This is a genomic window from Nitratifractor sp., assembly GCF_015487065.1.
Lineage (GTDB): Bacteria > Campylobacterota > Campylobacteria > Campylobacterales > Sulfurovaceae > Nitratifractor.
Map to the genome: position 1 here is coordinate 1 of NZ_WFQN01000071.1, position 10,436 is coordinate 10,436.

Annotated in this window: 10 protein-coding genes, 5 tRNA genes and 1 pseudogene; 7 read left to right on the forward strand and 9 right to left on the reverse strand. The window is 54.3% G+C overall.

What is annotated here, in order from left to right:
• The 3 genes and pseudogenes from F8I07_RS03875 to F8I07_RS03885 form a co-directional block, all read left to right on the forward strand.
• A pseudogene (locus F8I07_RS03875) lies at positions 1 to 444 on the forward strand (diaminopimelate epimerase); the annotation flags it as partial.
• 15 nt (positions 445 to 459) lie between these two features.
• Positions 460 to 2,106 carry a cation:proton antiporter gene (locus F8I07_RS03880; RefSeq protein WP_292655984.1) on the forward strand — a complete coding sequence of 549 codons (1,647 nt, stop codon included), beginning with the start codon at positions 460 to 462 and terminating at the stop codon, positions 2,104 to 2,106.
• Positions 2,107 to 2,146: 40 nt separating this feature from the next.
• Positions 2,147 to 2,222 (forward strand) — tRNA-Val (locus F8I07_RS03885).
• A 192-nt stretch (positions 2,223 to 2,414) separates the two neighbouring features.
• Here the strand turns inward: F8I07_RS03885 and F8I07_RS03890 are convergent.
• On the reverse strand, positions 2,415 to 2,606 hold the full coding sequence (locus F8I07_RS03890; RefSeq protein ID WP_292655987.1) for a glycine zipper domain-containing protein: 192 nt from the start codon (positions 2,604 to 2,606) through the stop codon (positions 2,415 to 2,417).
• Between the two features lie 196 nt (positions 2,607 to 2,802).
• Here F8I07_RS03890 and F8I07_RS03895 point away from each other — a divergent pair, with 196 nt between their 5' ends.
• Both F8I07_RS03895 and F8I07_RS03900 read left to right on the forward strand, forming a co-directional pair.
• Positions 2,803 to 3,312, forward strand: coding sequence for a host attachment protein (locus F8I07_RS03895; RefSeq protein ID WP_292655991.1), 510 nt, complete (start codon positions 2,803 to 2,805; stop codon positions 3,310 to 3,312).
• 58 nt (positions 3,313 to 3,370) lie between these two features.
• Positions 3,371 to 3,574: a hypothetical protein gene (locus F8I07_RS03900; RefSeq protein ID WP_292655994.1), complete on the forward strand. Its 204-nt coding sequence runs from the start codon at positions 3,371 to 3,373 to the stop codon at positions 3,572 to 3,574.
• Between the two features lie 59 nt (positions 3,575 to 3,633).
• Here F8I07_RS03900 and F8I07_RS03905 read toward each other — a convergent pair.
• From F8I07_RS03905 to F8I07_RS03920, 4 genes are all read right to left on the reverse strand, one after another.
• Positions 3,634 to 3,721, reverse strand: a tRNA-Ser gene (locus F8I07_RS03905).
• A gap of 33 nt (positions 3,722 to 3,754) precedes the next feature.
• Positions 3,755 to 3,828 (reverse strand) — tRNA-Cys (locus tag F8I07_RS03910).
• Between the two features lie 14 nt (positions 3,829 to 3,842).
• A tRNA-Leu gene (locus F8I07_RS03915) sits at positions 3,843 to 3,930 on the reverse strand.
• 55 nt (positions 3,931 to 3,985) lie between these two features.
• Positions 3,986 to 4,060 (reverse strand) — tRNA-Gly (locus tag F8I07_RS03920).
• Positions 4,061 to 4,160: 100 nt separating this feature from the next.
• On the opposite strand from F8I07_RS03920, the gene ilvD reads away from it, so the two are divergent.
• On the forward strand, positions 4,161 to 5,846 hold the full coding sequence (gene ilvD, locus F8I07_RS03925) for a dihydroxy-acid dehydratase (RefSeq protein ID WP_292655996.1): 1,686 nt from the start codon (positions 4,161 to 4,163) through the stop codon (positions 5,844 to 5,846).
• Between the two features lie 223 nt (positions 5,847 to 6,069).
• On the opposite strand, the gene F8I07_RS03930 is transcribed toward ilvD, so the two are convergent.
• Complete coding sequence (locus F8I07_RS03930; protein ID WP_292655998.1) at positions 6,070 to 7,824, reverse strand: LysM peptidoglycan-binding domain-containing protein; 1,755 nt, start codon at positions 7,822 to 7,824, stop codon at positions 6,070 to 6,072.
• 507 nt (positions 7,825 to 8,331) lie between these two features.
• Between F8I07_RS03930 and F8I07_RS03935 the strand changes: the two genes are divergently transcribed.
• Positions 8,332 to 8,607 (forward strand): hypothetical protein, encoded by a 276-nt coding sequence (locus F8I07_RS03935; protein ID WP_292656001.1) that lies wholly within the window; start codon positions 8,332 to 8,334, stop codon positions 8,605 to 8,607.
• 22 nt (positions 8,608 to 8,629) lie between these two features.
• On the opposite strand, the gene rplT is transcribed toward F8I07_RS03935, so the two are convergent.
• The 3 genes from rplT to F8I07_RS03950 form a co-directional block, all read right to left on the reverse strand.
• Positions 8,630 to 8,986: a 50S ribosomal protein L20 gene (gene rplT, locus F8I07_RS03940; RefSeq protein ID WP_292656003.1), complete on the reverse strand. Its 357-nt coding sequence runs from the start codon at positions 8,984 to 8,986 to the stop codon at positions 8,630 to 8,632.
• A 105-nt stretch (positions 8,987 to 9,091) separates the two neighbouring features.
• Positions 9,092 to 9,283, reverse strand: a complete 192-nt coding sequence (rpmI, locus tag F8I07_RS03945; protein WP_292656005.1) for a 50S ribosomal protein L35 — start codon at positions 9,281 to 9,283, stop codon at positions 9,092 to 9,094.
• A 97-nt stretch (positions 9,284 to 9,380) separates the two neighbouring features.
• On the reverse strand, positions 9,381 to 10,436 hold a 1,056-nt coding region (locus F8I07_RS03950; protein WP_367264404.1), incomplete at its 5' end, for a coiled-coil domain-containing protein.

The window sequence follows — 10,436 nt, forward strand, 5'->3', positions numbered from 1 at the left end:
GTGGTGACCGACATGCTGGAGCCTCGGATCATCAATACCGCGATCGAGGAGGAAGGGCGTCTTTGGTGGCTCCTCGATACCGGGGTTCCTCACCTGGTGACGGAAGTGGAGGATCTGGAGGATTTCGATCTGGCTATGGCCCGCCGCCTGCGGGAGGAGTATGACGCCAATGTCAACATCTATACCATCGCGGATGACGAGCTGCGGGTACGGACCTATGAACGGGGGGTGGAGGATGAGACCCTGGCCTGCGGCACCGGAATGACCGCCTGCTATGTCAAAGCGAGAGAAGAGGGCAAAGCGAGAGATCTCTGTGTCGTTTTCCCCCGCAGCGGCGACGAGCTCTATCTGGAGTTCAAAGAGGGACGCTATCGTTTCGGCGGCAAGGTCAGCAAGACCTTCGTCGCCGAATTGACCCTCGATATTCCCCACTATATGCTCTAAGCACGAGGCGTAAGTGTGGACAATCTCCTGACGATCATTCTGACGACGGTCGTCATTGCGACGCTCTTGAATGTCTTTTTCAAGCGTTACGAGATCCCCACGGTCATCGGCTACATTTTCGCCGGGGCCATTATCAGTCAGATCTTCGGCCTGAGTCACGCCAAGCATGATGAATCGCTTCATCAACTGGCGGAGTTCGGCATCGTTTTTCTGATGTTCACGATCGGGTTGGAGTTTTCCGTCCGGCATCTGAAGAAGATGCGGCGGGAGGTCTTTCTCTACGGCGGCCTGCAGATGGTGGTGACGGGCAACCTTTTCGGAGCCTTTGCCCATGAAATTCTGGGTCTGGAGCTCAAAAGCGCCATCATCATCGGCTTCTCCCTGGCCCTCTCCTCGACGGCCATTGTCCTCAAGATGCTGACAGAGCGCAATGAGATCCACAGCGGCTACGGTCGGGTAGTCCTGGGGGTGTTGCTGCTTCAGGATATCGCGGTGATTCCGCTTTTGCTGATGCTCTCCCTCTTTACCGCTCCACAGCGTTCCGTGGCCGATATGCTGCTCTGGACGACACTGGATGCGGCGATGCTCCTGCTGATTATTTTCGTTCTGGGACGCTATGTGTTGGAGCGTTTTCTGGCTTGGACCCTCTCGGCAGATTCGGAAGAGATCTTTTTGCTGGCGGGTTTGACGATCGTGGTGGGAGTCTCCTATCTGGCGCACCGTCTCGGCTTCAGCTACTCTCTGGGGGCTTTTTTGGCGGGGATGACTTTGGCTGAAACCCGTTTCAAGTATCGGATCGAAGCGGATCTGATGACCTTCCGGGATCTCTTTCTGGGGATCTTTTTTGTCACCATCGGGATGCAGATCGAACCCTCGATACTCTGGCAACACTGGTTGCTGATCCCTCTCCTGTTGATCGGAGTGATGTCGGCCAAGGCCCTGGTGATCTTCCTGCTGCTGAGCCGTTTTCTGCAGCGGCGTACCGCGCTCAAGAGCGCGCTGGCCCTGATGCAGGTAGGGGAGTTCGCCCTGGCGATCTTTGCCATTGCGGCCCAGAACCGGCTGATCGATCCCGAGGTGGATCAGCTGCTGATTGTCACGGTGGTTTTGAGTATGATCGTCACCCCTTTTATCCTCAACCATCTCCGTACGATTGCCGATCGTCTTTTCGCTCGGGAGCCGGAGGCAGATATCCCCATCGTCTCCAGCGGATATCGGGATCATGTTTTGATCCTGGGATACGGCCCTCTGGGGCAGAAGATTGCCGCCGGTCTCAAAGCACGTTCGGTTCCCTATCTCATTATCGAGCATGATTACCGACTGGTGGAAGAGGCGCGAGAGCGCGAAGAACCGATCCTGCTGGCCAATGCCGCGTCGGATGTGATTCTCAAAGAGGCGGGGGCTCCTCGGGCGATGGCGGCGGTGGTGGCCATAGAAAACGCCGAAAAGACTCGGATGGTCGTCGATGCCCTGACCCGGGTGGCCCCCGGGATTCACACCGTTGTAGCGGTACGCAATCGGAGTCAACAGGAGATTATCGAGAGTTTCGGGGTGGACCGGGTCATCAATACTGCTGAGTTGGTGGCCAAAGAGATTCTGGAGGATGTGCTCCGCTGTACAGTGGCAGGGCTGACAGAGAGGGGCTGCAGTGTTTCATCGTAATTTAAGGATTCACTGTCTATAATTCCACTCCTTCGAGAGCGGTCCCATAGCTCAGTTGGTAGAGCACCACCTTGACATGGTGGTGGTCACAGGTTCAAGTCCTGTTGGGGCCACCATTTCCTCCTAATTCTCATAATCTCTATCAAAGTTCCAGAGTATTATGCTTTTTCAAAGCAATCGGCCTTAAAGATATTGAGCATATTGGGCGGTACAAATTCGGAATTACAGGTATTCTAAGTAGAAACTATAATATATTGCAGTGTTTTTTCAGAATCGCGCATTTGGGGAACTTTAGTCCCCTTGCAGGGTTAGTTGCCTTGTTTGTCGAGCTGTTTGCCGATGATGGCTCCGGTGACGGCTCCGGCAGCGGCACCGACGGCGGCAGTTTTGGAATTGCCCAGCATTGCCCCGCCGATTCCCCCGATGGCGGCTCCGGTCAGTGCCCCGGTTTGAGTTTTGGTAGCACAACCGCTCACTCCCAACACTGTCGCTATTGCCACAGCGAATAATGTCCTTTTCCCAACAGTAATCCTTGACATCATTTCCTCCCTTGTGTTGATAAATTATCTATCTATTATATACCATTTTCGATAGGAATGCGATAAGGCTCCCTCTCGAGACCAAAGTGACATAGGTTGCTCTTCCAAAAGGGGCTGCTGATGCTATAATGTGCAAAACGGAGTAAGGAGAATGAAAATGAAAAATGTCAATGAACTTTTGGATAGCCTGATTGTCGTTGGGGACCTGGGTGAGGTCAAAATCTATCGTGTGTATGAAGAGACCGTCATCAACCCCAAAGATGACGCTCAAACCAGCCACAAGCACAACCGGGGTACGCTCATCGAGGCGTTGCGCACGGAGCTGGTGAAGGCGGCGGATTTTGTGGATGCCCACCGCAAGATCTCCGAAGAGGTCAGCGACAAAGTCGGACGCAACAAAGCCCCTCACGGAGCCGGAGAGAGTGGAGAGCCCCACAACCTGAAATTGGAGATTGAAGAGCGGCTACTTAAAGAGATTGCCGATTTCATTATGAAGACGATGCGTGAAGAAACTCCCAAGCGTTGGCATCTGGCTTTCCCCGCCGAGCATAACAAAGCGTTGCTGGACCGGATCGATCCCGACGTGAGTCAAAAGCTGGATCAAAACATTCCCGAAGATCTCACCAAGCTCAAACCCGAGAAACTCCTGGAGCGCTTCGGCGCCTGAGGAGGTTTCCATTAACTTTTATCTGCTGCTTTTCCTGCTGATTATAGGTATCGGCAGTGTGCTGGCCTATATCTATTACCTCCGTGAGAAAAATGACCAGCTTCGGATCATTCAGTCGGGCACCTGCCCCAGATGCGGACACCGAAGCATCTCACTCACCGATGAACGGGGCGGCGGCTGTGGACCGAAACTGGTGACCTTCAGCTGCCCTGAGTGCGGCTATCAGAACAGCTTCAGTATCCAAGGCGGTTGCGGTCTCTGAAGTTGCGATTTTCTCTTCTCTGGCTTTTTATTAAATCGTGTGATTTTGCTTTTATGCAGTGGCCGGGAGAGTGGGATTCGAACCCACGGTAGCTTTCACTACGCCGGTTTTCAAGACCGGTGCCTTCAACCGCTCGGCCATCTCCCGGAAAACGTTGGAGGATAATTATATTCGGAGGTTTGGAGGCGCCACCCGGATTCGAACCGGGGATCAGGGCTTTGCAGGCCCGTGCCTTACCACTTGGCTATGGCGCCGAAAATAACAAGGATGGTGCCCGGAGCCGGACTTGAACCGGCACAGCCGCAATGGCCGGGGGATTTTAAGTCCCCTGTGTCTACCAATTCCACCATCCGGGCTCCGGGAACATCGTAAAAGTTTCCGATTTTTTATGAAAGATCGATATTGTGATTCTGGAGCGGGAGACGGGATTCGAACCCGCGACCCCAACCTTGGCAAGGTTGTGCTCTACCCCTGAGCTACTCCCGCGCTCAAAAATCGGACTGCAATTATAACAGAGAATTCTAAAATGTCAAAGCTAACCTGAGTATAATCATCGGGAATCTATATTATGACAAAGGAGCGTGCAATGCGCAGTGATGAGATCAAAAAAGGTTATGATCGGGCGCCTCACCGGAGCCTGCTTCGGGCCATCGGGCTCAAAGATGAGGACTTCGATAAGCCCTTTATCGGGGTAGCCAACTCTTATACCGATATGGTTCCCGGGCACTTCTTTCTCAACAAAGTCGCCCAGATCATCAAGGAGGAGATTCGGGCCAACGGATGCGTCCCTTTCGAATTTAACACGATCGGTGTGGATGACGGTATCGCCATGGGGCACGACGGGATGCTCTACTCTCTCCCCAGCCGGGAGATCATCGCCAACAGCGTCGAGACGATGATGAACGCCCACAAGCTCGATGCCATGATTGCCATTCCCAACTGTGACAAGATCGTCCCGGGGATGATCATGGGAGCTCTGCGGGTCAATGTGCCTACGGTTTTTGTCAGTGGGGGACCCATGGCGGCGGGACATCTGGCGGACGGAACGCCCATCGACCTGGCGACGGTCTTTGAAGGAGTCGGACAGTACGAGGCGGGAGAGATCGACGAAGCGACCCTGACGGAGATGGAGTGCAACGCCTGCCCCGGCGGCGGCAGCTGCTCGGGGATGTTCACTGCCAACTCCATGAACACCCTCATGGAGGCCATGGGAATCGCCCTGCCCGGCAACGGTACCATCCCGGCCCTGACACCGGAGCGTGAGGAGCTCTACCGCCGGGCGGCCCGCCGGATCTGCGAGATCGCCAAGAGCGAAGAGGCGACCGAGAAGTTCCGCCTGCGAAATATCCTCAATGAAAAGGCGGTGCGCAACGCTTTCGCCGTGGATATGGCCATGGGTGGCAGCTCCAATACCATCCTGCATATGCTGGCCATCGCCGATGAGGCCGGCGTGGACTTCGATATCGCCGAGATCAACGAGATCAGCAAGCACGTCGCCCATATCGCCAAGATCTCTCCCTCATTGACGACAGTCCACATGGAGGATATCAACCGAGCCGGCGGTGTTTCGGCGGTGATGCACGAGATGAACCGGCGTAAAGATGGAGTCCTTCAGGATAACCTGACCGTGACAGGGGAGAGCCTCTTCGAGCGGATCGCTGATGCGGAGATCAAGGACGAAACGATCATTCACCGGATCGAAAACCCCTACTCCGAGGTTGGAGGGCTGGCGATTCTTTTCGGCAATCTGGCGGAACAGGGGGCGGTCATCAAAACCGCCGGCATCGTCGGTGATCGGGTCTTTACCGGCAAGGCCATCTGTTTCGACAGCCAGCAGGAGGCGATCGAGGGAATCACCGCCGGCAAGGTCAAGCCGGGTCATGTGGTGGTGATCCGTTACGAAGGTCCCAAGGGAGGACCGGGTATGCAGGAGATGCTCGCTCCCACCAGTCTCATTATGGGGATGGGTCTGGGGGACAAGGTGGCGCTGATCACCGACGGTCGCTTCAGCGGGGCAACCCGTGGCGCCAGTATCGGCCACGTCTCACCTGAAGCAGCCGAAGGAGGGATGATCGGACTTCTGGAGGATGGAGACGAGATTCATTTGGATGTAGACAACTACATCCTGGAGGTTCGCCTCAGCGACGAAGAGATAGAGCGCCGCCGGGCTGCCTTCACCCCCAAGGTCAAACCGCTGGAGAGCCGCTGGCTGCGCCAATACCGTGCCCTCGTCACCAATGCCAGCAAAGGCGCAGTCCTCAAGGCTGACTAGATCTCCTCTCCTTTACTCCACATTATTTTCACCCTCTCCCCTTCGTTCGAGAAAGGGGAAGGGCCAATAGCTTCCGACGGCACGACTCTTGTGATCCCAGGTAAATTTTGGAACGAGTCGATGAAGAAGAAAAAAGAAAAGCGTCATGAAAAAGAGTTGACAACTATGTCAAGTAATGTCAAACTCAGCACTCAGCACTCAGCACTCAGCACTCAGCACTGACTTAATTGATCCGGCGTCCCCACTTGAAGCGTGCCCGGTAGAAGGGGCGGTTGAGGCTGGTGATGACTACCCGGTGACGGGCGGAACTGGCGTGGATGAATTTGTTGTTGCCGATGTAGATTCCTACATGGTTGACATAGCCTCTACGGCGGTGGGAGGTATCGAAAAAGATCAAATCTCCCGGCTTGAGATTACGGCGGCTGACATATTTGCCGTAGTAAGCCTGCTTGCGAGATACTCTCGGGATGCGGACCCCTTTGGATTTGCGCATGACATATTGTGTAAAGCCCGAACAGTCGAAGGTATTGGGCCCTTCGGCTCCCCAGACATAGCGGCGTCCGAGATAGCGTTTGGCGATCCGGATGACGTTGTAGTCTCCCCCTCCTGATCCATGACTGCTCCCTTTCGCATTGAGAGCGGCCAGGGCATTGTGGATGCGACGGTCAGCTTTGCCGTGTTTGGATCTGTTTTTCTTGGCTTGGGCCAGACGGGTCTTCTTCTTTTGAGACTTTTTGACCGCGACTTTGACCTTTTTGGCAGGCTTTTTGCTTTTTTGGGCGAGACGGGTTTCAGGAATGTCGGTATAGCCGACGGTCAGTTTCATCCCGCTATGGATAACCGCCTTTTTGTCCATTTTGTTGAGTTGCCGGAGTTTGGCGACTGTCGTTTTGTGCTTGTGGGCAATGCCCCAGAGGGTATCCCCTCGTTTGACGGTATAAATCTGCGCCTTTTTCTTCTTTTCCGCTGGTATTGCTCTCTTGCCTTTTTCTCCCTCTTTCAGGACGAGCTTCATCCCGCTGTGGAGGGTTTGTCCCGCTTTGAGTTTGTTGAGTCGGCGGATAGTTGCAATTGAAACCTTATGCTTATGGGCAATGGCCCAGAGAGAATCACCATGCTTAACGGTATAGATGACAGGCTTGGAGGTTTCGGCAATCTTTTTTGTCTGTTGCTTCTCCGCTTTGCCTTGGGTGGCAACGGTGCGATAGGTGATACCGGGGATCTTGAGTTTCTGTCCGGGATGGATCAGATCGGTGGGCGCAATTTTGTTGAGGCTCATCAGATCCTTGAGAGGGGTGTGGTATTTCCGGGCAATGGAGAAGAGAGTATCTCCGGATTGTACTTCATAAAGAGCGGGAGTGTTTTGGGCGGAGGCTTTTTGACGGCTATCGGCCTTCTCGGTCTTTTCCTTCGAAGCCTTGGCTACATGTTTCTCGCTCTTCTTGGCGGTAGCCGGAGTCTTGACGGGGAGGATGAGGGTCTGTCCTACACGAATCAGCGCCTCGTTTCCGAGATGATTGGCTTCTCGGAGTTCACGGGTGGAGAGTCCGTGTTGCTGTGCGATCACCGAAAGGGTGTCTCCGGCTCGAACTTTGTAGGTTTGTGAAGCTTTTGCCACGGAGGACTGATGACGTTTGCTTTTGTTTGAATCTTTGCGGATGCCCTTTTGTGCAACTTTTTGTTTCTTTTCACTGTGCTGGAGAGAAACCGCCGCCCTGGTGGAGGCAGCGGTCCCGATGGAAGGGATTCTGAGTTTCTGCCCGGGGCGAATGAGATTTTGCTCACCCAGATTGTTGGCTTGGCGAAGGGTCCCGACTGTAATATGGTAATGATGAGCGATAGTATAGAGAGAATCACCGCTTTGAACGGTATAGAGATTCTCTCTCTTCTCTGTCGGATGAGAAGGGAGGCGACTGGCAGAGAGGAATGAAGCGGATACTGTCCACAACAGCAGAAGTGGTACGAAGGTATGTCTCATAGTGTTTTTCCTTTATCAGCAAACAGTCCGAGAAACAGTAACTGTCCAATACTAAAAAATATCATCATTCAAGTATAACATAGTTTTTTATTAGGTTACAAATCAATCCTGTTTCTTCAGCTTGTCTTTTGTCTGTCACAGGAGCTTTGGAGAAACAGGAGAGTTCTGGATGCATGCCATTAGTGTGAATGGAAATATATCAGGGAAAAAATAACGGTTGACTAATTGTTGATTAATCTCTTGTAGACAGGGAACACATATTGAGAGGTTATAATGTAGGAAAGAGAAGGAGTAGGTATGGCGAAGAAGCAAATAGTGACAATTTTTATCTGCGGGTTTCTCGTAAGTGCCTGTGGAGGTACCAAAGAGGACCAAAGTACCAAGGTGCCCTCCCCTCCTCACCTGATTTCACCGAACTCCATGCCGGTTGCGCTCCCCTCTTCTTCCCGGACTGTGCCCTCTTCCAAAACGTTCCAATCGCATGCCCCCGCTTCGGGATTGGAAAAAATGGGCATAGAGGTGGAACCGGGACGGCTCATCATTGATACGCGCCGGGCCAAAACCTACCTGGATGCTCTGGGCCGCCAACTGGAGAGCGGGATCCGTCAGGGGGTCCAAAAAGCCGGACAACACGCACCGCAGGAAACCGATCTGGGGATCCGTGTTTCGCCGGACAGGGTGGAGATCGATCTGAACAGAACACGCCACTTCATGCAGGAGTGGATCGAAGCGGTGAGAATATTCGGGGAGGAGTTGAACCGTTCCCTGGCTCCCCTGCCCTGACGACAGAGGGAGGGATGCGGCGTTATTTCGCCAGTGCGGCTTTGGAAGTTTCCGCCAGCTGGGTGAAAGCGGCGGGGTTGTTCATAGCCATATCGGCCAAAATTTTGCGGTCCAGTTCGACGCCGGCGAGTTTCAGGCCGTGCATGAAACGGGAGTAGTTCATGTCGTTCAGGCGGGCGGCCGCGTTGATCCGGATGATCCAGAGCTTGCGGAAATCGCGCTTGCGCTGTCTTCTATCTCTATAGGCATAGACCAGAGAGCGCTCGAGCTGCTCTTTGGCCTTTCTGAAATGTTTGCGGCGTCCGCTGTAGAAACCGCGGGCCTGCTTCAGGAGTTTCTTGTGCCGCCGATGGCGGGTCATTCCGTTTTTGACTCTCATAGGTGCTTTCCTTTACCTTGATTTTCTTTTGCTGCGAAAAGTCAGGTGTCGGACATTCTCTCTGTCCGAACTTGCCCCTGATCGGGGGAGCATAACCGATCGCCCTTAGGCGATCATCTCTTTGATGTTCTTGGCATCGGCCTTGTCGACGTATTTGGCTTTGCGCATCTGGCGATGATGCTTGCCGTCCACTTTGGTCAGAATGTGGCTGCGAAACGCGGTACCGCGTTTGATCTTGCCGCTCTTCTTGACCTTGAAGCGTTTGACGGCGCCTTTGACGCTTTTCATCTTCGGCATGACGGTCCTTTCTTAAATTGAATATATTCTCTATAGAGATAGAAAATGGGACGGTATTATACCCAACTGTCTTTAAGGAAAGCTGGATGGGAGAGGGTCAGAGCGCCGGCCGCCAGACCAGGGCGATCTCTTCGATATGGATATCGCTCTTTTTCGGCCGCAGCGCGAAAGGCTCGATCGGATAGTTCTCCAGCGAATATTTGGCATCGATGGCGTCGATCTTCTCCTCCAGCTCATCGGCGAGGGCCTCGAGCTTCTCCCGGACTGCTTCGACCCGTTCCTGGGCTCGGCTCAGATCCCCCCGCTCTCTCAGGACCCGGCCGCTGCGGTTGATGGCGGTGCCGATTTTGCTGGCAGAGGGCCCGCGCCCGCCGAAAAGGGCTCCCAGGATGGAGGCCCCCACACTGATGAGGGAGCTGGTCTGATCGTTTTTCTCTTTCTCTACCCGATCCATGGCCCGTTTGAGCTGATCCTGCAGACGGGTCTCTTTGGCGCCGTAGCGCTCCTGCAGCTTATCGATTTCCGCCTCTTTGAGTTCGTCGAGCTGTTCCCGGACCCGGACCTTGAAATCGGATTCACTCTCACCCGGCGTGGATTCCAGACGAAGTTTGCGGCAGCGGAAGAGGGAGAGCCGTTCATTTTGGTAAAGAAGATCTTTCAAAGCGGCGGCACTTTTTCGCAGGCCCGAATCCTGGCTGATGAAACCTGGCAGTGGAGCGAAACGGGCCTGGCTGGGTGCCTTGATCGGCCAGCGATCAAAGGGAAGATCCTCCACCTGGCGCCCTTCCCACTCGGCTTCGTTCATGGCCGGATCCAGCTCCAGCCAATCGGTCTCTGTGACATTCTGGTCAATACCCCGCCGTTGATCGTGATATTCGATAGCGCAGCGGGCGGCCAGCCAGGGGCGGTAACGATGGCTCCCGGAGGGATCGGGTTCGTAATGTTGGGGGATGGAGGCCTCCAGGACCGGAGCGCTGCCGTATCCGTCGCTGCTTTCGCTTCGGGCAGCGGCGGTATCGGAGGATTCGGCTTGTTTTTTGCCGCCCATGAGCCGCGAGATCTCCTCCTTGGTCAGCGGGCCTTTGAGATAGCTCATGACCCAGCGGGTGACGAAGAGCCGGATCCCCTCCAGGTGGGCGCTTTTGAGGAAGAA

Excerpts from the sequence above, each read along its gene's own strand:
- F8I07_RS03930 (WP_292655998.1), bottom strand. The coding sequence starts at position 7,824 with ATGAGACATACCTTCGTACCACTTCTGCTGTTGTGGACAGTATCCGCT.
- F8I07_RS03895 (WP_292655991.1), top strand. The coding sequence starts at position 2,803 with ATGAAAAATGTCAATGAACTTTTGGATAGCCTGATTGTCGTTGGGGAC.
- rplT (WP_292656003.1), bottom strand. The coding sequence starts at position 8,986 with ATGAGAGTCAAAAACGGAATGACCCGCCATCGGCGGCACAAGAAACTC.
- F8I07_RS03935 (WP_292656001.1), top strand. The coding sequence starts at position 8,332 with ATGGGCATAGAGGTGGAACCGGGACGGCTCATCATTGATACGCGCCGG.
- ilvD (WP_292655996.1), top strand. The coding sequence starts at position 4,161 with ATGCGCAGTGATGAGATCAAAAAAGGTTATGATCGGGCGCCTCACCGG.
- rpmI (WP_292656005.1), bottom strand. The coding sequence starts at position 9,283 with ATGCCGAAGATGAAAAGCGTCAAAGGCGCCGTCAAACGCTTCAAGGTC.